We start from the raw sequence: 22,033 nt of genomic DNA on the forward strand, positions 1-22,033 counted from the left end.
CGTGCAGTCGTTCTTCGAAAGGCGACCACTGCTACAGCGCTCATGAACGGGGGTGCTGACCTTCTCTCAGACCCTGCAATCCGCCAATCTAGCTGTCGCGTCACCTCTATGTACTTGACATTTGATACCGAGCGCAAACAGGCCGAAGAAGCCCTCCGCGTTGCCGAAGAAAACTATCGCAGCATCTTTGAAAATGCCCTCGAAGGAATTTTCCAATCCTCCCCAGAGGGCTACTTCATCAGGGTCAATCCAGCCCTGGCGAAGATTTACGGCTACGACTCGCCCCACGACATGATCCAAAGCATTACCAATATTTCAAAACAGCTCTATGTGGATGCAGAAAGACGGGCAGAATTCATCACCGCCATTGAAAAGCACGGCACCATCAAAGATTTTGAATACCGTGGCTACTGCAAAAATGGCAGCATTATCTGGACTCAAATTGATGCCCGTGCGGTCACCGATGGCAATGGCAGAGTGATCTACTACGAAGGCATTGTGCAGGATATTACTGAACGTAAGCAGCAAGAAGAGTCTTGGAAGCAGCAGTTACAGGAATTACAGATCGAAATTGACCATAAGCAGCGGGCGCGTCAAGTCGCTGAAATCAGCTCAACGGACTATTTTCAGAAGTTGATGGCCGAAGCCGATAATTTAAGAAATTTTAATAATGAGTGGAGTTAACCCATGGCCGAAGTTGTATTAGTGCATTCCTTTCGCGGTGGTACCGGAAAATCTAACACCACCGCCAATTTAGCGACCACGATCGCCCGCACGGGCAAACGGGTGGCGGTGATCGACACTGATATTCAATCCCCTGGTATTCACGTGTTGTTTGGTATGGAACAGGTCGATTCCCAAACCACGCTCAACCAATATTTGTGGGGCAACTGTTCTGTAGAAGAAGTCGCCCATGATGTCAGCCCCGATGAGGTGAAACAGAATGGGGGAAAGGTGTTTTTACTGCCGTCGAGTAGTGATGCGGGTGATATTACCCGAATCTTGCACGAAGGGTATGACGTGCGTCTATTGAAAAAAGGCTTTGCCAGCCTGATCAAAACTCTCACCCTGGACTATGTCTTTGTGGATAGCCATCCAGGGCTGAATGAAGAAACCCTGCTCTGCATCGCGGTTGCCAACACGCTGATCGTGATTTTGCGCCCCGACCGTCAAGACTTTCAGGGCACTGCCGTGATGGTGGATTTAGCCCAAAAGCTCAAGGTGCCCAGAATTTTGATGGTGGTGAACCGGGTGATGCAAAATTCTGACCCGGAGATGGTGCGCCAACAACTGGAAGCCAAATATGAGGTGCCCGTCGTCGGGGTGTTGCCCAACTGCGACGAGATGATGCAACTCGCCAGTAGCGATCTGTTCTCCCTGCGATATCCCGACCATTCCCTGACCCAGATTTACCACCAGGTGGCCGATAAAGTTATGACCACCTAAGCCCTTTCGCAATACTGGCTCAGCCATGAAAGTTTCCCCCCACAAGTCCCAACTACCTCAATTAACCCTAGGCACCCAAGTGCGTCAGGAATTACAGCCTGCTCGGCTTATTCCCACGCTGACAGCAGGGTTGATTACGGGAGTTCTGCTGGTGATTTATGCCATTTCAATGGCGGCGCTGATCTTTACGGGTCCCCTAGCAGAGTTTATTTCCGTAGGTATTGGTTTAACGCTGTTTGCCGCGATCGTGACCGCCGTGGTTGTGGCGTTGACTAACTCAATGCCAGGAATTGTGACCATGCCCCAAGATTCCCTAGCGATCATTCTGGCGATCATGGCTGGGGCCATTGCCGCTCAACTTCCAGCCTCTGATGCGGCTCTATTACCAACGGTCATTATGGGCCTGGCGATCGCGACCGGCATCGTCGGCATTGTCTACTTTTTAATCGGCTCCTTCAAACTCGGCAATTTAATTCGGTTTATTCCCTATCCGGTCGTGGGCGGCTTTTTGGCAGGCACGGGTTACCTACTGGCCCAGGGTGCCTTCAACGTGATGACAGACCAGTTCTTTAACCTGGCAAATTTACCCGCTTTGCTGGCTCCAGCAATGGCTGTGCGTTGGCTACCGGGTTGCGCGACTGGCTTGGCTTTAGTTCTGTTGCTGAGACGCTATCACAGTGTATTTATTTTGCCAGGCGTCATCGTTGGCGGCACTCTCGTCTTTTACTTAACCCTCTGGCTCACCCAAACCCCCATCAGCAGCGCTCAAAACTTGGGGTTGCTGTTTGGCGCTTTCCCGGAAGGTGGACTGTGGCGACCTTTGCACTGGTCAATGCTAACTCAAGTCAATTGGGCACTCATTTTGGGGCAGGTCGATAAAATTGCCACCGTAGTACTGTTATCCGTGATTGCCCTTTTACTCAACGTGTCGGGCATTGAGCTGGCTGCTCGTCAAGATATCGACCTAAATCAAGAACTGCGATCAGCCGGGATAGCCAACGTGTTGGTGGGCTTAGGCGGTGGCATTGTTAGTTTCCACTCGTTGGGGTTATCCGTTTTAAGCTGCGCCAAAATTAACGCCAAGAGCCGCCTAGTCGGTATTTTAGCCGCCATTATTTGTCTGATTACCCTCCTCATGGGCGAAACCTTGGTGACCCTGTTTCCTAAGCCGATGTTGGGCGGTATCGCTCTATTTTTAGGCTTAAGCTTTCTGGTGGAGTGGGTTTACGATGCCTGGTTTAAGCTGCCAAAAACGGACTACGGCATTGTAATTCTCATCCTCTGTGTGATTGCTACCCTGGGTTTTTTGCAAGGGGTAGGAGTCGGGTTGGCGGTGGCAATCGCTTTATTTGTCATCAGCGCTAGTCGGGTCAACGTCACCAAGTACACACTTTCCGGGGCCACCCACCAGAGCCACACGGCCCGCAGCTTACCGCAAACTCGGATTCTTCAAGAAGAAGGCGAGCAGATTTACATTCTCGATTTACAGGGGTTTCTCTTTTTTGGCACGACAAGTACTCTGCTCAATCGCATTCAAGAGCGGCTGCACGATGATCGCTTGCAACCGCTGAAGTATGTGGTGCTGAATTTTCAGGCGGTCAACGGTCTAGATTCTTCGGCGGTGCTCAGCTTTGTGAGGCTCAAGCAGCTCTTGCAGCAGCAAGATATCAAGCTGGTGCTGACCCATCTCAGCCCTGCGATTCGGACGCAGCTAAAACGCGGCGATTGTTTGTTGCCCGATGATCCGGTTTGCCAAGTCTTTCCCGATCTTGATCGCGGTTTAGAGTGGTGTGAAAACGACCTGCTGGGCGTAGTTCCCCTGCGGCGCGCCCGCACTCTGCCGCTGCTGCTTCAGCTTAACAACCTGTTTCCTCAACGCGATGTCGCCGCCGAGTTTATCGATTACCTGGAAGAATGGGACGCCGAACCAGGGGAATACATCTATCAGCGGGGTCAGCCCGCCGATACCCTTGATCTGATCGAAGTGGGGGAGGTGGCCGTGTATCTAAATGGGCAACAGGAACAAAATCATCGCATTCAAGCTCTAGGCGCAGGCAACGTGGTCGGAGCGGTAGATTTTTTCCGTTACTCAAATCACCAAACTACAGCAATCGTCGAAGCCCCCAGTACCCTCTATCGATTAACGATAGAGAGCTTCCAGCGCATGGAAAAAGAGCAACCCAAGGTGGCCACAGCGTTTCAGGCGGCGGTGATTCAAATTTTGGGCGATCGCCTCACCTATGCCTACAAAGAGATTGCCGACCTGCTGCGATCGTGATGCAGAGTATGGCTAGGTATTTGCATACTTAGCCCAAATCAGCTGTATACCTTTGTGAGTTAAACCTCACTTACAAAACCACCGGCCAGGGCTGCGAATTATCTTGTGATATTCCGGTACTGGTCGGTTTCTTGACAACTAACATCAAATCCGCTTTAGCTACCCTCGGCTTGCGTAGGGGCAAACGGTGTTTGCCAAAAAAATCCCAACTTCAGAACTAAGACTGCATACTCACCCTATATAAGCCGTATTAGCCTGCAAGGGCATAGCTTTGTTCATCCCTAACAACAAATCCAGGGTCAGATACCAAATCGGAGCAACTTCTATGAAAAAAAACCTGAGCATTGATGGCGGCTTTTGTGGATTGATGGTGACGACAATGCTGGCCAGCGCTTTTGGTTCTAGCGCGATCGCCGACCAACCCACCGTTGCCACCGTTCAAAATCTCATCGCTGGCGATCGCGCCTGCTATGTCGATATCATTGATGTGGGGGGAGTGTACTCTACAGAATATGCTGATTTTGAGATTTGCGAACAAGATTTAGTTGGTAGAGACGTGCAGCTTACCTATGAGTCGGGCACCATTACGGCTGCCTCGTGTCAGGGTGATCCGGCCTGTAGCGAAACTGAAACGGTGATGCTGATTACCCAGGCTGAAATCGTCGAGACCCCGACAGTGGGCAGTATCCATGACGTTATCGTAGGCGACAGAGCCTGTGATATTGGATTTACAGATGAAACGGGAGAACTGTGGTATCGCCAGGCGACCTTTGAAGTTTGTGATCCAGATTTAGTCGGTGACACCGCGCAATTTACCTATGAGGTGACAGAGATTGCAGCCTATGCTTGCCAGGGCGAGCCAACCTGTGAGCAAACCGATGTCGTGACTCTGATTACTGCGGTTGAGGTTCTGTCTGCCGCAGAGACCGATCCGTCAGATATCGGGGATCGAAGCCGGGTACAGGATCTTCCTGATGGCAACTATCGCTACTGGAATGCTACTACCAGCGATGTGATCGTTTCTGATGAAACGCTATTGACTACTGGCGGTACGCTGTTTCTCTTTCGCAAGCAGGACAATGCCATCAATGGGGTGTTCTCCTATGTTGGCGAAGAAGCCATCTGCGTGAGCGGCCAGGTTAACGGCAACACTGTCAGCGGCACGGCCATCCAAACCGGTCAGGGGCTTTCCGTCGTGAGTACTGGAGAATCTTTCGCGAATTTTGGCCCAAGTGAGGCTTTGTCTCTTCGCCGGGGTCGCCGGATCAGCAGTGAGCAGATCCGTTACGACAGTGCCCTTTTGAATCTAGCTGAACTCAATCGAATCAATGCCGGTACGGTCGTTCCTCCTGGAGGATGCTAGAACCCATGGCACTGGCCTCTAAAAGTATGATCCTTGATTTCTCGTCACCCAGAATCCTTGTATAGCAAGAATTCTAAAAAGCATCTCACCTTAGCAGTCCAGTGCCCAATCTGTAGGGCTGAGCCAACTTTTATCAGAGATAATCGTTCTAGTTTGCGCCTAGTTGGCTGAGTGTTTCGCTATATGCAATGGTTCCACCGCTTTAGATGGTCTCGAACTTTCAAATTCTGCCTCGGCATGATTTTGGGCACCGCGATCGCCTGTAGTCCAATCCTCAACCAGGGTTGGAAATTCGCTGCGGTTCCGGCAGCATTTGCCCAGGCCTCTACTGCGATCGCAGCCACCCCAGCCGAAAACCTAATCGATCAGGGTCGCCAAGCCTATGCCGCCCAGCGCTTCACCGAGGCCGTAGCCACCTGGGAAGAGGCCGCAACAATATTCTCCAATCAACCCCTGAACCAAGCGCTGGCTCTCAGCTATCTCACCGCCGCCTATCAACAACTCAGCCAGTGGGAGGCGAGCGATCGCGCCATTACCCGCAGCCTAGACCTACTAGCCACCACCCCTGACTCCACCCAAAAGCTAGTCGTCAGTGCCCAGGTCCACAATACCCTCGGCAGCCTGCAATTTGCCCAAGGGCAAACCCAGGCCGCCCTAGAAACCTGGCAAACCGCTGCCGATCTGTATGCTCAAACCGGGGACGAAGCTCGCTATTTCAACTGTCTTTTAAACCAAGTCCAGGCTCAGCAGTCCCTTGGCTACTATCAGCAGGCGCGAAATACCCTGGCTGTGCTAGAGCAGCGCTTGCCGGAACAGTCGCCGCCGCTACAGGTGCTCGGCTATCAGCGTTTGGGGCAGACCTATCGATTGCTGGGCGACCTAGCGATCGCGCAAGCCCACTTACAAACTGCTCTGGATCTGGCTCAGCGAGAGAACCTAGCAACTGCTGCCATTCTGCTAGGGCTGGCCAATACGGCTCAGGGGCAGGAAGATTGGCAGGGTGCGATCGCCCTATACCAACAAGCCGAACAGTCCCCTGAAGCCGAGATCCGCCTTAAGTCCCGACTGAATCAACTCAAGCTATTCGTTCGGCACGATCCTGATATGGCGCTTAAGCTTGCGGCCATTCTGCCGAGTGACCTGGGCCAAATGCAGCCGGGGCGCAGCCAAATCTACGCCTACATCAACACCGCCCAGAGCTTACTTCAGCTCAAAACCCCTGCCGAAGTTGAAACCGCTGCCCGTCTGCTGGCTCAGGCCATCCAGCACAGCATCGCTTTGCAAGATACTCGTGCCGAAGCCTATGCCCAAGGCTATCTGGGCCATGCTTACGAAATCTCCCAGCAGTGGCCTGAGGCGCTACAACTGACCGAGCAAGCCCTGAACCTGGCGCAATCTCTCAACGCTGCCGACATCGCCTACCAGTGGCACTGGCAATTGGGTCGCCTGCTTAACCAACAGGGCCAACAAGAAGCGGCTTTACCAGCCTATCGGGCTGCCTTCACAGGCCTCCAATCGCTCAAACAAGATTTGGTCAACCTCAGCGATGACTTACAGTTCTCGTTTCGAGACAGTGTCGAGCCAGTCTACCGAGAGCTAGTCGATCTGCTGCTGCAACCTGCACCTCAAGCAGGTCTCCCTCCTGCCGCCCGCTTAGCCGAAGCCCGATCTGTCCTAGAAGCATTGCAAATTGCCGAACTCAACAACTTTTTCAGAACCGCCTGCCTAGAGGCTCAGCAGGTCAATCTTGAGGAGATAAGCCAGAGTACCACCGCCATCATCTATCCGATTATTCTGCCAGATCGGCTGGAAATTATTGCCAGTTTGCCGGGGCAGCCCCTGCGGCAATTTACCAGCGCAGTACCCCAGGCAGATCTGGAGCAAACCCTGCTGGCCTGGCGACAAAATCTCGAAAAACGGTTCACCGCCCCCGAAGGCAGAGCCCTCGGTCAGCAGCTCTACCACTGGCTGATTGTGCCGATGCAGACAGCTTTGGCAGAAACCCAGACTCAAACGCTGGTGTTTGTGCTAGATGGAGCCCTGCGGAATGCTCCAATGGCCGCGTTGTACGACGGCGATCGCTACTTGGTAGAAGACTATGCGATCGCCCTCTCCCCCGGTCTCCAACTCCTCGGCCCCCGCCCTTTGCAGTCAACTCGGGTATCGGCTCTGCTGGCAGGGCTGACAGAATCCCGCCACGGCTTCAGCGCCTTGTCCAATGTGGATGACGAAATTCAAACCATTCAGGCGCTGTTAGATAGTCAGGTGCTGCTGAACCAAGATTTCACCACCACCGCCCTGGCTCAGCAGGTGACCAACTCTGAACGACCGGTTGTCCATTTGGCCACCCACGCTCAGTACAGCTCGAACTTAGCAGACACCTTTATTCTGGCTTGGGATCGTTCCATCCCGGTAAAAGAGTTGAGCAGTTTGTTGAGAACCGGTGACCAAACCCGCCTGGAACCCATTGAGCTACTGGTGCTCAGCGCCTGTGAGACAGCCACTGGAGATAGCCGGGCCGCCCTGGGCCTGGCCGGTATTTCGCTACAGGCCGGTGCCCGCAGCACTCTGGCTTCGCTGTGGAATTTAGACGACGCTTCGGGAGCATACTTCGTCGGTCAGTTTTATCAGGCCCTGGCCCAGCCCCAAACAACGAAAGCGGCCGCCCTGCGCCAGGCTCAACTGGCCTTGCTAAATCACCCTGACTATCGCCACCCCACCTACTGGTCGGCCTATGTGCTGGTTGGAAACTGGCTGTAGCCCTATAATGCGATCGCCATTACCACAGCTTCCTGAAAATCTGCGTTGACTCGATCTCTGCACCGTTTGCCTTGGGTTGGCATTATTCCTGCCTTCTCAGCTATTTTTCCGATCCTGGTAGCCATTTCCTCGGCCAGGGCAAGGATGATCGATCATTCCCGATCGCCCTATCCTGCACCCCAGCTGTTATCCCAGGCGAATCCGGAGTTGCCCCGCCTGCCGAACCAGCCGATTCCAGAAACGCCCCTACCGGATCAACCGCTACCGCCTCTGCCGCCCCTGGAAGAACTGCTGCCCTCGGTTGAACCCCAGCCTCCTGAAAGCCCTCTGGAGGGGACGGATACCACCTTTTTCGTGGGAAACATTGACATTACGGGCAGTACCGTCTTTTCTCAAGCCGACTTTGCCGATCTCGTTGCGCCCTACCTAAACCGTCAGGTCAGCTTTAGCGAACTGCTGGACCTGCGCTCTGCGATTACAGAACGCTACATCGCAGCCGGATACGTCACCTCTGGGGCGATCATTCCACCCCAAACCCTGGTTGACGATACGGTCACCGTTCAGGTGATCGAAGGGGAACTCGAAGACATCGTGGTTGCTGGCTTGAACCGCCTGAACCCCGCCTATGTGCGCAGCCGCATTGGGCTAGCCAGCAACCCACCCCTCAACATTGATCGGCTACTGGCGGGTCTGCAACGCCTACAGCTGAATCCTTTGATTGAGACGGTGGTGGCTGACTTACAGGCCGGGAGCAGGCCGAACGCCAGCATCCTGGTTGTTAACGTAGCCGAAGCAGATTCGTTTGCCGTCGATGTGAGTTTGGATAATTACGGTTTTCCCAGTGTCGGGGCTGGGCAGCGCCGCCTGCTTTTGAGCGAGGGTAATCTGGCGGGGTGGGGCGATCGCATCGCGCTGGAGTACGAAAACACCGACGGCAGCAATGAGATCGATGCCAGCTACACCCTGCCTGTCAGCCCTAACAACGATGCCCTACGCTTCAGGGCAGGCTACTCCAATAGCCGAGTGATTGATCCAAATTTTGATGTGCTGGATATTTCCTCCGACAGTTTCTACTACGAATTTGGCTATCGTCATTTCCTGATTGAAACCCCTACCGAAGAACTCACCCTGGGGCTCACCCTGTCTCATCAGCGAAACCAAACTTTCCTGGGCTTAGACAACATTGGCCCCTTCCCGCTGTCTCCCGGTGCCGATAGTCAGGGCATTACCCAGGTGACGGCCCTGCGGTTTTCTCAAGAATGGAGCCAGCGGAGTCAACACCATGTACTGGCCTTTCGGTCTCAATTTAGCTTTGGTCTGGATCTGCTCAACGCCACTCTCAACGATACCGGCCCTGATAGCCGCTTTCTTGCCTGGCGCGGGCAGGGGCAGTGGCTACAGCGCTTAGGTGCCGATACAGTTTTGCTCCTGCGGGGTGACGCTCAGCTAACCACCGATGATCTGCTGTCGCAGGAAAAATTTGGCCTAGGCGGTGCCCTGAGCGTGCGCGGCTATCGACAAGATGCCCTGCTGCGCGACAATGGCATGCTGCTCTCGGCAGAGCTGCGATCGCCCATTGCCCGCATTCCAGAGCTGGATGGAACTTTGCAACTGATCCCTTTTCTGGATGCCGGATTGGCTTGGGACGCACACACAAACTCGCCGTCTGCCCCCAATACATTGATCAGCACTGGGTTAGGGCTGTTGTGGCAGCAGGGCGATAGCCTATCGATGCGACTCGATTTAGGCATTCCGCTTGTGCCGCTTGCCGAAGAGAGAAACGGGTTACAGGAGAGCGGCCTGTATGTTTCAGTCAGGTACATGCTTTTTTGAGAAGACGTTGGTTTCTAGTTTCGCCTGGCAGAGCGACTCCGAGAAAGGAAGATTTTCGCCCTTCCGTTTCCCGTTTAAGGCCTGCCACAAGCGTTCGGGTTGTAGGATGGCCTGCAGTTCCATCAGGGCGGGTCGGATATTTCTTTAAGTGTATGGCTCTGCGCGGGAGAAGTAGAAATGGCGAAAACTGAGCGGGAGAAGATGCTGACCTGTGAGCTGTATCGGGCGGCGGATCCGGAGCTGGTGGCGCTGCGGCGGCTGACTCAGACCCAGTTGTATCGGTTTAATCACTCGCGGCCTGAAGAGATTGAGGTGCGGGAAGGGGTGGTGCGATCGCTTTTCCATGCGATCGGTCCCAACGTTGAGATTACGCCCCCGTTCTTCTGCGACTACGGCGGCCACATTCGCGCCGGTAAAAACCTCTACATCAATGCCTACTGCACCATTCTCGACTGCAACTGGGTAACGCTGGGAGATGACGTGCTAATTGCGCCAAATGTGCAAATTTATACCGCGTACCACCCCACCGACCCCGCAGTGCGACTGACGGGGTTAGAACTGGCGGCTCCCATCATCATCGGCAGCAACGTGTGGATTGGCGGCGGCGCGATTGTTTGCCCTGGGGTAACGATTGGCGACAACACCACCATTGGCGCGGGCAGCGTAGTGACAAAATCTATCCCCGCAAGTGTAGTGGCTGTGGGTAATCCCTGTAAGGTTGTTCGCAGTGTTTGAAACTGACCCTAGAGATCTGCTGATGCCGCTGACCCTAGTCATTGTGCTGGAGCCGCTAGTCCTGGGCTAAATCAACTCAATACGTGGGGCCTATCTCTACCCCTGTTAAGGTAAGCATTCTGCCTCACCAATGATTAGCCCAAGGTTAGATGAAATTGTCCGCTGCCACAGTGACAATTTCACCAAGGTGTTTTGACGTGATCACAGTAATCACGCTAAGAACAGAACTCAAGCAGAAGTGGGCCAATGGTAAAAATTGCAGAAAAAACCTGGTGGCGCGTTCCGGTCATCAACCGCCGTAACTGGCAGTGGGAAACCCAAAACCAAGCGACTAAGGATGGCGAGTGGTGGCAAAACGCCGTCATTTATCAGATCTCACCCTGGAGTTTTTTAGATACCGATGGCGACGGCAAGGGCGACCTCAACGGCATTGTTGAGCGGCTTGACTACCTCGCCAGTTTGGGGGTAGATGCCCTTTGGCTGACACCCATTTACGAGTCGCCAATGAAAGACCTGGGCTACGACATCACCAACATGCGCAAGATTGGTGAGCCATTTGGCACAATGGAAGACTTTCAGCGCCTGCTAGATGTAGCCCACGCCATGAAGCTGAAGGTGATTATCGACCAGGTGTGGAACCATACCTCTGACCAGCACCCGTGGTTTCAGGAAAGCCGCTCTAGCCGCGACAATGCCAAGGCCGACTGGTACGTTTGGGCCGACCCCAAGCCCGACGGGTCTCCCCCGAATAACTGGCTCTCGTCGTTTACGGGTAAGTGCGCCTGGCAATGGAACGAGCCGCGCCAGCAGTACCGCTTGTCTAGCTTTTTAGACAGTCAGCCCGATCTAAATTGGCACAACGAAGAGGTTGTGGCAGCCATTTTAGAGCGGGCTAAATTTTGGCTCGACCTAGGTGTTGATGGCCTGCGGGTCGATGCCGTCAACTACTTTCTCCATGATGACCAGCTGCGCGACAATCCGCCCCGGCCCGAAGATGCTCCCCTGGCCGATGGCGTGCCCGTAGACAACCCGCTGAATAGCCAGATCTTGAAGTACAGCTTCAATCGGCCCGAAACCCTCGATCGCATTAAGCCAATTCGCCAGTTGGTAGATCAGTACCCCGGCGTGGTTACCCTGGGCGAAGTCACCCTGTGCGAAGACTCGATCGCCCTGGCTAGCCAGTACACTGCTGGCAAAGAGCGCCTGCACTTGGCCTACCAGAGCGGGCTGCTGGTGGCAGAGCCCATGACCGCTGAGCTGATGCGCGACATTCTGCAAAAGGTGGTAGACAACTTTGTCGATGGCGGTACCTGCTGGATTGTGGGCAACCACGATTACGGTCGGCTGCGCTGCCGCTGGACCGAAAAAGATGTCAACGGCAACCCCTACCCCGAGGCGTTCTACCACATGATGGCAGCGCTACTGCTGTCGCTACCGGGGGCGTTTTGTCTGTGGCAGGGCGATGAGCTGGGGCTGCCGGTGGCCGAAATTCCTGAAGATATTGCGCCTGAGCAGATCAAAGACCCCTTTGGCAAAACCCTCTACCCCGAAGTGGTGGGTCGAGACGGGTCGCGCACGCCCATGCCCTGGACTCCAGCAGCACCCTGCGGCGGGTTTACCACAGCCGAAAAGCCCTGGCTGCCCATTCCTGACGAGCATTTGGCTCGATCGGTCTACAATCAGCATCGCGAGGCCGGGTCACTGCTGAATACCTGGCGGCGATTGCTGCACTGGCGCAAAAATCAGCCTGCCCTGGCCGCCGGTCACCTGGAAGGGCTGGTCGCAGAGGGTACAGTGTTGGCCTTTAGTCGCTACTACGGTGAGCAGCACCTGCTCTGCGTGTTCAACATCGGCGATGAACCGGCTCACTACGACCTGGCGGGCTATGAGCGCTGTGAGGCGGTCAACCACTTGGCGTTTGATTTTAGCCTCGACGGCAACCAGGTGGTGCTGCCCCCCTACGGCGTCTTTTTTGCCTGCATTGACCTGTGAATCGACCATCGGCTCGGCGTAATGTGACCCGCGATCGCACCCCTGGCGCAATGCCCCCAACCCTGACCCAGAGCACTATGGAGCAGTGACCCCATGAACATAGATCGAACCAGCCTGAGCCAGGCCCAAAGCCGATTGGTGCCCATCTTGCTGATTATCATTGCGGTCATTCTTATGGTGCAGGCGCTGCGCATGACGCGCCCGGTCACGATGCCGATCGCCTTTGCCTTTTTTATTGCGGTGATTGCTCACCCGCTGCAGACCTGGCTAGAGCGCTATGTTCCTAAATGGCTGGCCATGGTAGGGGTACTGGTAGTGCTGGGCGCAGTAGTCGGGTTGTTTGTGGGGGCCGTCGAACTCAGTCTAGAACTCGTTGCGCCCAAGCTGCCGCAGTATGGCGATCGCCTGCAATCCCTGGCCCAAACCGTGCAAACCTGGTTGAGCAACCACGGGCTGCCCACCGGCGGCAGCCCTTCCGATCGGACGATTTCACAACTGACGCAGCGTGCGGTGGGCGGGGTGCAGTCGGTAGTGGGAGCCTTTAGCCTGCTGATTTTGGTAGCGTCGTTCTTAGCACTGCTGCTGCTGGAGGTGGGTAAATACCGCGATCGCACCCAGCGCGCCTTCCCCGATGGGGCGGGCGACCACATCATTCACGCCGTGACGAGCATGGGGAAAAAGCTGCGCCGCTACTTTTTGGTCGTTGCCTTCACCAGCCTGATCACGGGCGTTTTGACCTCGATCTGGTGTTTAGTGCTGGGAGTAGGGCTAGCCTTTGTGTGGGGATTGCTGGCCTTTGTACTCAACTTTATTCCAACCCTAGGATCCCTGATTGCAGCGATCGTTCCAGCTCTAGTAGCGACGCTGTTCCAAGGCCCCGCCATTGGTGCGGCTACCCTAGCAGGCCTGGCGGTGGTTCAAACGATTTTGGGCAACTTTGTCGACCCCAAACTACAGGGCAAGTACCTCAAACTATCGCCGTTTGTCGCTCTGCTGTCGATTGTGTTTTGGGGCTGGGTGTGGGGCATCCCTGGTGCTTTTATCGGCGTACCGATGACCGCCGCCGTGATGCTGTTTGCCAACGAGTTTAAGTCGAGTCGGCCCATTGCCATCATGCTGGGCGGCAGCGATTAGAGAAATGCTCTGGCGCTGATCAGCCGCCTAGTAGACTGTCAAGCCAAGGCCATAGTCGCCTAACTTGCACCGTCGAGTACCCGTGTGAGGGTAGATGGCCGCGCCGGGACCCGGTTCAGCCCATCAAACTGTCCCTAAAAAGATAGAGGCCAAACGCGATCGCGATCGCTAAGGTACGGGCAGTACTGTTTTGTTAAGAACTATGAACAACCCTTCGGCAGACAAGCGCCCCTTTATCGATCGGGGTACGGGGTCGCCTACCCTAGTGTTTTTGCACTATTTCAGCGGCGCTGCGGTCAGTTGGTCATGGGTCATCGAGGCACTGCAGTCAGAGTTTCGCTGTGTAGCCCTCGATTTACCGGGGTTTGGCCAACAGATGCCCCTACCTCAGCCCTCCCTGGCTACCTACAGCACTTTTGTTACCGAGGCCCTGAACGCTTTAGATATTAAACAGTGTATTTTAATTGGGCACTCCATGGGCGGCAAAATTGCCCTTCAGGTCGCCAGCAGTACCATTGCTCAAGACCTGCAACAGGTGGTGCTGATTGCACCGTCCCCGCCGACCCAAGAGCCCATGCCTGAGGACGAGCGGCAGCGGCTGCTGCAAAACCACCCCAGCCCCGATAACGCCGCTACTACCGTCGATAGCGGCACCCAGCAGCCTCTCTCTGAACCGCAGCGATCGACAGCCATTCAGACCCACATGCGGGCGGCAGACTCGGCCTGGCGCTGGTGGCTACTAGAGGGCATGAACCACTCGATCGCCGATCGGCTCGATCGCATTCAAGTCCCTGTTACCGTGGTGGCATCTGAAGATGATCCGGTGATTTCTTTCGACACCATCCAGCAGGAGGTGCTGGATCTAATTCCGCAGGCCCAGTTGGTCAAGCTAGTCGGCCTCGGCCATCTGACGCCTCTAGAAGATCCCGATGCAGTAGCTGAAATTATTCGACAAATAGCCTACGCTACCCCGGCGGCAGACGCCCGCGATCGATCCGTGTCGGTTCGATAAGGCTCTTGGCAAAAGAGCGTGAGATAGACCAGCTACCAGGAGACCCAGGCCATGGAACCGAGAGTTACGGTGATCATGGGGTGTTGCCCACCACTCTGAGTAGAGTGGTGGATTGATTGCATAGGTGCGATCGCGGCGGCCTGTTTACTCGGTGGGGGTAATGCGGCGGGTCATCACGCTGATGTATTCGCCGCTGCGCCCGGTGGGGATGGGGTCGATCCAGCCGATGCGATCGCAGTAGCGCAAGACTTCCATGCGGTTGATGGCTTCGACCAGGGCGCTGTAGTCACCGAGCAGAATGTGGCAGAGCTTGTCGGGCTGGTAAGTGGGCAGCCGAAAGCTGGGGGGGAGGTTGGGCTCCCCGGTGGATGGGTTAAACATTACGGGTATCTCCGTTTTCGGGTAAGAAAACGAGGAATGGTCTAGCTTTGTCCCAAAATGAAGGTGAAAAAGACGCTAGATCCTAGAATGAATCCAGGTTATCGCCAGCTTACCGCGCTAAATTGGGATGACTTAGGGGATTTGAGGAGTTCCAGCTCCTCTCTTCCCCGCCCAGAGTAATTCTCCGTGGCAAAGCGTAGTACAGTAAGCCCGTTAGGAGTGTGCCAAAGAAAACTCGTAAATAGCCTGGTAATTGCAAGACGTTAAAAATGTCAGATTTATTGAACGAATTGCGATAAGCCTTAAGCATTGTGATGATCGCCCTCGCCTTCGAGGTATGAGAATTCAAATTTCGGATGTGCTCGATCTGATTCAGCGAGGCTGAGCGCTGAGGAGTTTTTAGAATATTTACTCGTAACTTGGGTTAATGCTCACCTGTCACCTCTAATCGCGACTTGGGTAACAATAAGATTTCAAGCAGGTTTTGCTACATTATTTTTTAGTATAATGAATAAAGCTTGCTGAATTGAGAAGTAAACATTAATTAGCTATGTCAAAAGAAAAATGGGATAGAAATAGGTCGCTTCTTTCTCCTGGTGAACTAGAAATAGTTATCAACGAAAATCCGGTTTCACTTCAAGCGAGCCGGAGAAGAAAGGATATTGTAACGTCAGCAATTCACAAAATTACAAGCAAGTGTGAATTCATACTAACCGATGACGTTCAAATCTATATTGAATGGTGGATTCATGAGCAAGATAGATATGAAAGTGACTCATCAGCTGATGTGGACAACATAATAAAGCCTATACTAGATGCTATTTCTGGCCCAGATGGAATCCTTATAGATGACTGTCAAGTTCAAGCTGTTGATTGCAGATGGCTAGACTTCTTTAGTGTGGAACAAAAGATAAATATCAGAATTAAAATGTTTGATCGAGATGGATGGCTACTAAAAGACGGGCTCTTTTTTGTCCATATGGGAAATGGCTTATGTTATCCCACGTGGATGGACAAAGAAAACCCTGAAAACACTTTATCAGTCGTCGAACAAATGGAAATAATGCTTTTGTCTAGGGATAAAGTATTGGATAAAAAAGGAGATTATTATTTAGCAAGGGGGCTGATGTCGGTTCAGAGAATATTTCACATTTCTCGAGCGAAAGGTTTTCCGATTTTCAAAATTGAAGAGATAAAGGGAGAAATTGGAGCAATGATAGAAAAACAAAAATCAAAAAAATAAACAGTGCCTGTTAGTATTGACGCATAGCAAGTTAAGTTATTTTTGATTTTACTGTAAGGCAGGAGGGCAAAGAATGACACTAGAATCTTCGATTTTGAACAACATTCATAAGCTGCCGGAACCAATTCAGCAGTCTGTACTGCTCTATACAGAGTTTTTGGTCAGCCGCTATGCCAAAGACTCTGCTGAGATTGGAGAAGATGCGGAGCCTCAGAACCTTCGCCTAGCAGGTTCTATGAAAGGAACCTTTGTATTGCCATTGCCCGATAATTTCGACGAACCCTTAGAAGAGTTTGAGGAATATATGTAATGAGTTCTATTCTCCTAGACACTCATGCATTTATCTGGATGGCTGAAGATGATTCAAAATTGCCACTATCTGTGAAAAGTCAGATTGAATCAACAGAAAATGTTTTTGTGAGCATTGTTAGCTTTTGGGAGATCGCCCTCAAGTCACAAAAAGAGCGGGTTTTCCTAGAAATTGATTTTAATGAAATTGAAGCCAGATTTGCATTGACACGATTTAAACTATTAGATATATCGATTCAAGATACGATCCGAGTTTACAACTTGCCCTTTTATCTCAAAGAGCATAGAGACCCGTTCGATCGCCTTCTGATTTCGCAAGCGATCAATAGATCGCTGCCCTTGGCTAGCTGCGACAAAGCCTTTGATGCCTACCCAATTGAAAAAGTATGGGCGTAGCCAGTTTTGCCCAGCGCGGCGGACATTCTCATCTTTACCTTCGGCTACATTACAGAAACACCGCGATACCTTTAAGCGGCTAGAACCCGTTATCCTAAAAAAGCTAAGTTTTGAGAGCTATGCAGTGCAAACCCCAGCCCCTATTCATGTGACTGGCAGCGAGCAGGCCGGTACCGAGGCCACCTGGCAAATTGCCCAGGCCGGGGTGCCCGTGGTGCTGCTCCACGAAGAGACGAAAAAAGGTGCGCCATCGTTAAGGTGGCGCACCTTTTTTCAAGTGACAATCAGAGGGCTATTTATTCTTTCTAAGTCGCTGCACCAGCCAGCTCTGGAGTGGTAGCAAACGGCTTTAGCACCACCTTAATGCAGTTTTCTTCTTTGTCGCGGAAGATCTTGTAGGCGTGGGGAGCCTCTTCCAGCGGTAGCCGGTGGGTGATTAAAAACGTGGGATCAATATCGCCGTTGCGGATGCGCTCTAGCAAGGGCCGCAGGTACTTATGCACATGGGTTTGGCCCGATCGCATCGTTAGCCCCTTATTCACAAACGCCCCCATCGGCATTTTGTCGATAAAGCCGCCATAAACGCCGGGCACCGAGACCTTGCCCCCCTTGCGACAGGCCACGATCGCCTGTCGCAGCACCATAGCGCGCCCCGTTTCCATACGAACGGCCTGCTTGACCGTGTCGTATAGCGCCATTGCGCCCGTACCGTGGGCCTCCATACCGACCGCATCGATGCAGCAGTCGGGGCCAATGCCGCCGGTCATTTCCTTGAGGGCAACACCAGCATCCATCTCTTCGTAGTTGATGATCTCTGCCCCTGCCGCTTCAGCGAGGGCCAGCCGCTCAGGAATGCGATCGATCGCAATCACCCGCTCGGCCCCCAGCATCATGGCGCTGCGAATGGCAAACTGACCGACCGGGCCACAGCCCCACACCGCTACCACCTCACCGGGCTGAATATCGCAGTTTTCGGCGGCCATATAGCCGGTGGGAAAAATATCGGTCAGAAACAGCACCTGCTCGTCGCTGAGGCCGTCGGGCACCTTGAGCGGACCCACGTTGGCAAAGGGCACCCGCACATACTCGGCCTGGCCACCCGCGTAGCCGCCCAGCAAGTGGGAATAGCCAAACAGCCCCGCAGGCGAGTGGCCGTAGAATTTCTCGGCCATCCAGGCGTTGGTGTTGGTGTTGTCGCACAGCGACCACAGATCACGATTGCAGAAAAAACAGTTGCCGCAGGAGATCGTAAAGGGCACTACGACGCGATCGCCCTGTTTCAGGTTGGTCACCTCGGGGCCAGTTTCGACCACTTCTCCCATAAACTCGTGCCCCAAAATATCCCCCGACTGCATGGTGGGAATATAGCCATCGTAAAGGTGAAGGTCAGAGCCGCAAATGGCGGTCGAGGTCACCTTGATAATGGCGTCATGGGGATTGAGAATCTTGGGGTCGGGTACGGTGTCAACCCGCACATCTTGGGAACCGTGCCAGCAGACTGCTTTCATCAATTTCTCCTGAGTGAATGGCCGAGGTGAATGGCCGGGACAAGGTGCTAGAGGCGTGATGGTAGGGAGGCGAGCGGACTTACTGCTCAGCTGCTCCGTAGCGCTTCAGCGTCGGGTTGCGGGTTGGGTTGGGCTGGGCGTTGGGGTTAGCGGCATTTTGGCCCAGGCTCTCATCGCCATTGCCGGGTAGAACGTCTTGCACTGCATCCTTGACGGTGCCCAGAATTCCTCTGGCCTGATCTTCGGGGGCCTGGCTACGTTCTGCAGCGACTGTAGGGTCAACACCACCGTTGAAGTTTTCATTGCTCAGCGGGTTGCGCGACTGCCGCACGGCTTCAGCTTCGTAGCGTCTCGCGTCGAGGTTGTCGTCGGCCTGGGCGGGCTGGGTGTAGGTACTCGCAGCCCCTAGCCAGAGCACCATCGCCAGCATGGCTACCGTTACGATTTGGCTGGCTCGGCGAGCCAGTCCGCGCAGGCTGTGAGCTACCCCAAAGCCGAAGCTCAGCCGCTGGCCAAGACTAGAGACCTGGCGGCGGCACGACACAGAAATAAAGTGAAAACGAGAAATTGTCAGCATGGTTCTACTCAAAAACGTTAAAGAAAGAATGAATTGGTCGGTGGCCCTAGCCACCTTTGGGTTGTCCTTCGATGGTGGCGATTTCGCCAGCTTCCATCAGCTGCTTAAACCGGTGGAGTTCGTCGCCGATCTGCTGCTCAGGTTCTTCACCGAAGAGTTTGGCGATCGCGGTGCCCAACATGCCGCCCGGTGGCTGGTACTCCATCACCACCTTGACCTCAGTCCCGCGATCGCCAGCCGAAGGCCGAAACCGCACAAACCCAGAGTTTTCAATTGGGGCATCGTCGGTCGATGTCCAGGCAATTAGGTGGTTGGGCTCGTCGTTGACAATTACCGCATCCCACTCAATGGCCTGGCCCAGCGGCGCATTGGCCACCCAGTGAGAGGTGCGATCGTCGATCACCTGCACCGACTGCAGGTGACGCATAAACGTAGGCAAGTTGGTGAGGTCACGCCAAAAAGCGTACAGATCCGCAGCCGGACGGTTGATGGTCACGGTCTTCTCAACTCGAATGGCGTGGTCCAGACCAGCGGCGTCTTCCACCTGTTTGAGGGTGCTTTTACCCTGAGTGCCCTGATACACCAGGCCCCCACCGGCAATAGCGGTGAGAATGCCCTTCAGCGATCGCCGCTGTAGACCCGTCAGCACCATCGCCCCGCCGCCGATAATCGAAGCCCAGCGTTCCAGGTCACCCGCCTGTTTACTGGCTGGCGTCTGGGTGCTCATAGCGTTTTCCATATCCGTACCTCCTGACAGCAGGGCTGCGATAAATAAGTCAGCAAATGACAGCCTAGGGTAAGTTTTTTGCCGCTCGATTAAAGGCCCGGCCAGCGGCCCGCAGCAATCAAAACTCACCGTTAAATCATGGTTTCAGCGTAGGAGGCTAAATCGCAATCTCCGTCGACCGTAAGGCAGAAACGAGCCGTAAACTAGCCCTCCATCAGGAGTAGATAAACCCGTCGGGGCGATCGCCAAGCAACTGATCAGCAGGCAATATACCTGCTGCTCGGCGTTTGAATACACCATCGATGGCCAATCAAGGCTTTTGGCCAGCCCCAAAGTATCTACCGATGTAGCCGATGAGAAAGTCAGGCCGTTTTGGGGCATGATAAAGTGGAATCTATCGCTGGGAATAGGTTGATCTACGTCTCACGATAGATGTGAAGTTACCTAGTGTTGACTCGTAAAGTTGCCGCCATGAATGACAGCTGGCTTTCGGATTACATCATTTACTCTGAGCGCAAAGGCCAGGGCTATGCACGGCGGGCCTGCCGCCCCTTAGAGTCTCACATTAAAAAAATGTTGGGCCTGCCCATCAGCGAATCCTCCGTGCAGGCAGAAATCAAATATCTCACCTTGGTATCGGGTGGCGCGACCTGCGAATGCCCGGCCTGTAAGTTAAGGGCTCCCGGCAGCGCCGGTATTTTTTGGGCTGTAACCCGAAAAAGCGCCGCCTAACCAGAACCGCCTGGGCTATAGTCTTATCGCCCCAGTGCTAGCGGGTCAAGGTTCTCCCTGATCCCCTCTCGTAAGGGGGTTAGGGACCCAAAAACGAATAAAGTCTCAGCGTCATTCCCGCGCAGGCGGGAATCCACTTATGGAGTAGCTACTCTAGCTAATACTTTATTTTGAGGCGCATCCCTTAGGGGAGATCACCTGTGATTTACGTTAGCCCAGTGCAGTCTGCTCGGTTGCCAACGGTCCTTCGGCTAGGGCAGGTGCGACGTTAGGGCATGGCAGCGTAATGCCCAGGCCAGAAAATTCTACTGGTCAATGTGTTTTAACTAAATCAACGGCTGCAATAGCTGGGTTTGCCTCTTGCGATAGAGACTTGAGCAGGGGAAAAATCGTATACTCGCCTCAATTCACTGATGCTTGTCTGAACCTTCGACGGTGGCAAAACGGTACCGTCGACAGAGTTAACTCGGCGCGAAAACACCGTAGCTACAGTACGGGTCGTGAATGGACTAGAGCAGCAGAATGGCAAGAGTTTTACAATGAGCCCAAAACAAGCTTGGCGAATGCTTAAGCAAGCGTTCCAAGAATGGAACCAGGATAAAGCATCGCAGTTAGCCGCAGCATTAGCCTACTACACCCTTTTTTCGCTTGCCCCCCTGCTGATTTTAGCGATCGCGATCGCAGGCCTGTTTTTTGACAGTGCCGCCGTACGCGATCAGCTCATGGGTCAGGTAGAGACCTTGATTGGCGGTACTGGTGCCGACTTTGTTCGCACCGTGCTCGACAACGCTAATCGGCCTGGTCAGAGTTCTGGTTGGGTTGCTTCAGTCATCAGCATTGTGCTGCTGCTGGTAGGTGCCACCGGAGTGCTCACCCAGCTACAGCTAGCACTCAACACCATTTGGAACCTCGAAGCCCGCTCCGACATTGGCGTAATGAACCTGGTGCGCAAGCGAGTATTATCGCTGGGGATGATTATGGTAATCGGGTTTTTGCTGCTGGTGTCGCTGATCGTCAGCTCTGTTATCTCTGGATTTTCTGCCTATCTTCACACTCTGGCACCGGGACTAGATGCCCTGGTGCAGCTAATTAACTTTGTGGTGGCTTTTGGACTGACTACTTTACTGTTTGCCGCCCTGTTTAAGTATTTACCCGATGCGATTATCTCCTGGCGCGACGTATGGTTTGGAGCGATCGCTACTGCCATTTTGTTTTCTGTGGGCAAGTATTTAATCGGTCTTTATTTGGGTAATAGCGGGTTCAGTTCGTCCTATGGAGCGGCGGGGTCAGTTATCATTTTGCTCATTTGGGTGTTTTATTCGGCTCAGATTATGTTTTACGGAGCCGAACTCACGCAAGTTTATAGCCGTCGGTTTGGCTCCCCCATTAAGCCCAATAAATATGCCGTTTTGAGTGAGCCCTCTCCCCAAGAACAATCTGACTCGGCCTAAACCAAGCGCTTTTCCTTCAATCTCCATAACTTGCGTAAGCAAAAACTATTCAGCAATACCAACTTAAACCCCGCCTGTCGAAAGAACGTTCATTCTTACCAACAGGCGGGGTGAGTTATTATCTATGAAAGCTGGGTTAACGGCACGTTATTCTGA

20 protein-coding genes are annotated in these 22,033 nt (G+C 53.7%); 16 read left to right on the forward strand and 4 right to left on the reverse strand.

Features of this window, described 5'->3' with window-relative positions; genetic code table 11:
- The 10 genes from IQ273_RS04420 to IQ273_RS04465 form a co-directional block, all read left to right on the forward strand.
- Nucleotides 1-684: PAS domain-containing protein (locus tag IQ273_RS04420; protein ID WP_228052320.1), on the forward strand; the 684-nt coding region annotated here is incomplete at its 5' end.
- 3 nt (nucleotides 685-687) lie between these two features.
- Nucleotides 688-1,446 carry a MinD/ParA family protein gene (locus IQ273_RS04425; RefSeq protein WP_194021963.1) on the forward strand — a complete coding sequence of 253 codons (759 nt, stop codon included), beginning with the start codon at nucleotides 688-690 and terminating at the stop codon, nucleotides 1,444-1,446.
- Between the two features lie 25 nt (nucleotides 1,447-1,471).
- Nucleotides 1,472-3,724, forward strand: a complete 2,253-nt coding sequence (locus tag IQ273_RS04430) for a SulP family inorganic anion transporter (RefSeq protein WP_194021964.1) — start codon at nucleotides 1,472-1,474, stop codon at nucleotides 3,722-3,724.
- Nucleotides 3,725-4,049: 325 nt separating this feature from the next.
- The gene (locus IQ273_RS04435) at nucleotides 4,050-5,087 is read left to right on the forward strand and encodes a hypothetical protein (RefSeq protein ID WP_194021965.1); all 1,038 of its coding nucleotides are present in this window, start codon (nucleotides 4,050-4,052) and stop codon (nucleotides 5,085-5,087) included.
- A 237-nt stretch (nucleotides 5,088-5,324) separates the two neighbouring features.
- Nucleotides 5,325-7,847 carry a CHAT domain-containing protein gene (locus IQ273_RS04440; RefSeq protein ID WP_228052322.1) on the forward strand — a complete coding sequence of 841 codons (2,523 nt, stop codon included), beginning with the start codon at nucleotides 5,325-5,327 and terminating at the stop codon, nucleotides 7,845-7,847.
- Nucleotides 7,848-7,991: 144 nt separating this feature from the next.
- Nucleotides 7,992-9,680 carry a ShlB/FhaC/HecB family hemolysin secretion/activation protein gene (locus tag IQ273_RS04445; RefSeq protein WP_194021967.1) on the forward strand — a complete coding sequence of 563 codons (1,689 nt, stop codon included), beginning with the start codon at nucleotides 7,992-7,994 and terminating at the stop codon, nucleotides 9,678-9,680.
- Nucleotides 9,681-9,857: 177 nt separating this feature from the next.
- Nucleotides 9,858-10,415, forward strand: a complete 558-nt coding sequence (locus IQ273_RS04450) for a sugar O-acetyltransferase (RefSeq protein ID WP_194021968.1) — start codon at nucleotides 9,858-9,860, stop codon at nucleotides 10,413-10,415.
- A gap of 246 nt (nucleotides 10,416-10,661) precedes the next feature.
- On the forward strand, nucleotides 10,662-12,407 hold the full coding sequence (locus IQ273_RS04455) for an alpha-glucosidase family protein (protein ID WP_194021969.1): 1,746 nt from the start codon (nucleotides 10,662-10,664) through the stop codon (nucleotides 12,405-12,407).
- 93 nt (nucleotides 12,408-12,500) lie between these two features.
- Nucleotides 12,501-13,541: an AI-2E family transporter gene (locus IQ273_RS04460; protein ID WP_194021970.1), complete on the forward strand. Its 1,041-nt coding sequence runs from the start codon at nucleotides 12,501-12,503 to the stop codon at nucleotides 13,539-13,541.
- A 202-nt stretch (nucleotides 13,542-13,743) separates the two neighbouring features.
- A complete protein-coding gene (locus IQ273_RS04465; RefSeq protein ID WP_194021971.1) occupies nucleotides 13,744-14,553 on the forward strand; it encodes an alpha/beta fold hydrolase in 810 nt (269 codons plus the stop codon).
- Nucleotides 14,554-14,697: 144 nt separating this feature from the next.
- Here the strand turns inward: IQ273_RS04465 and IQ273_RS04470 are convergent, their stop codons facing one another.
- Nucleotides 14,698-14,934 (reverse strand): hypothetical protein, encoded by a 237-nt coding sequence (locus IQ273_RS04470; RefSeq protein ID WP_194021972.1) that lies wholly within the window; start codon nucleotides 14,932-14,934, stop codon nucleotides 14,698-14,700.
- A 550-nt stretch (nucleotides 14,935-15,484) separates the two neighbouring features.
- On the opposite strand from IQ273_RS04470, the gene IQ273_RS04475 reads away from it, so the two are divergent.
- The 4 genes from IQ273_RS04475 to IQ273_RS04490 all read left to right on the forward strand — a co-directional run bounded on the left by IQ273_RS04475 (nucleotide 15,485) and on the right by IQ273_RS04490 (nucleotide 17,222).
- Nucleotides 15,485-16,177: a RusA family crossover junction endodeoxyribonuclease gene (locus IQ273_RS04475; protein WP_194021973.1), complete on the forward strand. Its 693-nt coding sequence runs from the start codon at nucleotides 15,485-15,487 to the stop codon at nucleotides 16,175-16,177.
- A gap of 73 nt (nucleotides 16,178-16,250) precedes the next feature.
- Complete coding sequence (locus IQ273_RS04480; RefSeq protein WP_194021974.1) at nucleotides 16,251-16,487, forward strand: DUF2281 domain-containing protein; 237 nt, start codon at nucleotides 16,251-16,253, stop codon at nucleotides 16,485-16,487.
- Entirely contained in the window at nucleotides 16,487-16,882 is a 396-nt protein-coding gene (locus IQ273_RS04485; RefSeq protein WP_194021975.1) for a type II toxin-antitoxin system VapC family toxin, read from the forward strand. Before IQ273_RS04480 ends, IQ273_RS04485 begins: the two co-directional genes overlap by 1 nt.
- Before the next feature lie 124 nt (nucleotides 16,883-17,006).
- The gene (locus IQ273_RS04490; RefSeq protein WP_194022000.1) at nucleotides 17,007-17,222 is read left to right on the forward strand and encodes a hypothetical protein; all 216 of its coding nucleotides are present in this window, start codon (nucleotides 17,007-17,009) and stop codon (nucleotides 17,220-17,222) included.
- Here IQ273_RS04490 and IQ273_RS04495 read toward each other — a convergent pair.
- The 3 genes from IQ273_RS04495 to IQ273_RS04505 all read right to left on the reverse strand — a co-directional run bounded on the left by IQ273_RS04495 (nucleotide 17,188) and on the right by IQ273_RS04505 (nucleotide 19,706).
- Nucleotides 17,188-18,390 carry a zinc-dependent alcohol dehydrogenase gene (locus IQ273_RS04495; protein WP_194021976.1) on the reverse strand — a complete coding sequence of 401 codons (1,203 nt, stop codon included), beginning with the start codon at nucleotides 18,388-18,390 and terminating at the stop codon, nucleotides 17,188-17,190. The two genes, IQ273_RS04490 and IQ273_RS04495, sit on opposite strands and share 35 nt — an antisense overlap.
- Before the next feature lie 79 nt (nucleotides 18,391-18,469).
- Nucleotides 18,470-18,967: a hypothetical protein gene (locus IQ273_RS04500; protein ID WP_194021977.1), complete on the reverse strand. Its 498-nt coding sequence runs from the start codon at nucleotides 18,965-18,967 to the stop codon at nucleotides 18,470-18,472.
- Nucleotides 18,968-19,013: 46 nt separating this feature from the next.
- A complete protein-coding gene (locus tag IQ273_RS04505; protein ID WP_194021978.1) occupies nucleotides 19,014-19,706 on the reverse strand; it encodes an SRPBCC family protein in 693 nt (230 codons plus the stop codon).
- Nucleotides 19,707-20,165: 459 nt separating this feature from the next.
- Here IQ273_RS04505 and IQ273_RS04510 point away from each other — a divergent pair, with 459 nt between their 5' ends.
- Nucleotides 20,166-20,426 carry a hypothetical protein gene (locus tag IQ273_RS04510; RefSeq protein ID WP_194021979.1) on the forward strand — a complete coding sequence of 87 codons (261 nt, stop codon included), beginning with the start codon at nucleotides 20,166-20,168 and terminating at the stop codon, nucleotides 20,424-20,426.
- Between the two features lie 539 nt (nucleotides 20,427-20,965).
- On the forward strand, nucleotides 20,966-21,877 hold the full coding sequence (locus tag IQ273_RS04515; protein WP_194021980.1) for a YihY/virulence factor BrkB family protein: 912 nt from the start codon (nucleotides 20,966-20,968) through the stop codon (nucleotides 21,875-21,877).
- Nucleotides 21,878-22,033 lie beyond the last annotated feature (156 nt).

Origin of the sequence: Nodosilinea sp. LEGE 07298 (assembly GCF_015207265.1) — a bacterium.
Taxonomy (GTDB): Bacteria; Cyanobacteriota; Cyanobacteriia; order Phormidesmidales; family Phormidesmidaceae; genus Nodosilinea.

Coding starts and splice junctions, on each gene's coding strand:
- IQ273_RS04425 (WP_194021963.1), top strand. CDS start 688: ATGGCCGAAGTTGTATTAGTGCATTCCTTTCGCGGTGGTACCGGAAAA.
- IQ273_RS04430 (WP_194021964.1), top strand. CDS start 1,472: ATGAAAGTTTCCCCCCACAAGTCCCAACTACCTCAATTAACCCTAGGC.
- IQ273_RS04435 (WP_194021965.1), top strand. CDS start 4,050: ATGAAAAAAAACCTGAGCATTGATGGCGGCTTTTGTGGATTGATGGTG.
- IQ273_RS04440 (WP_228052322.1), top strand. CDS start 5,325: ATGATTTTGGGCACCGCGATCGCCTGTAGTCCAATCCTCAACCAGGGT.
- IQ273_RS04445 (WP_194021967.1), top strand. CDS start 7,992: ATGATCGATCATTCCCGATCGCCCTATCCTGCACCCCAGCTGTTATCC.
- IQ273_RS04450 (WP_194021968.1), top strand. CDS start 9,858: ATGGCGAAAACTGAGCGGGAGAAGATGCTGACCTGTGAGCTGTATCGG.
- IQ273_RS04455 (WP_194021969.1), top strand. CDS start 10,662: ATGGTAAAAATTGCAGAAAAAACCTGGTGGCGCGTTCCGGTCATCAAC.
- IQ273_RS04460 (WP_194021970.1), top strand. CDS start 12,501: ATGAACATAGATCGAACCAGCCTGAGCCAGGCCCAAAGCCGATTGGTG.
- IQ273_RS04465 (WP_194021971.1), top strand. CDS start 13,744: ATGAACAACCCTTCGGCAGACAAGCGCCCCTTTATCGATCGGGGTACG.
- IQ273_RS04470 (WP_194021972.1), bottom strand. CDS start 14,934: ATGTTTAACCCATCCACCGGGGAGCCCAACCTCCCCCCCAGCTTTCGG.
- IQ273_RS04475 (WP_194021973.1), top strand. CDS start 15,485: ATGTCAAAAGAAAAATGGGATAGAAATAGGTCGCTTCTTTCTCCTGGT.
- IQ273_RS04480 (WP_194021974.1), top strand. CDS start 16,251: ATGACACTAGAATCTTCGATTTTGAACAACATTCATAAGCTGCCGGAA.
- IQ273_RS04485 (WP_194021975.1), top strand. CDS start 16,487: ATGAGTTCTATTCTCCTAGACACTCATGCATTTATCTGGATGGCTGAA.
- IQ273_RS04495 (WP_194021976.1), bottom strand. CDS start 18,390: ATGAAAGCAGTCTGCTGGCACGGTTCCCAAGATGTGCGGGTTGACACC.
- IQ273_RS04500 (WP_194021977.1), bottom strand. CDS start 18,967: ATGCTGACAATTTCTCGTTTTCACTTTATTTCTGTGTCGTGCCGCCGC.
- IQ273_RS04505 (WP_194021978.1), bottom strand. CDS start 19,706: ATGGAAAACGCTATGAGCACCCAGACGCCAGCCAGTAAACAGGCGGGT.
- IQ273_RS04510 (WP_194021979.1), top strand. CDS start 20,166: ATGAATGACAGCTGGCTTTCGGATTACATCATTTACTCTGAGCGCAAA.
- IQ273_RS04515 (WP_194021980.1), top strand. CDS start 20,966: ATGAGCCCAAAACAAGCTTGGCGAATGCTTAAGCAAGCGTTCCAAGAA.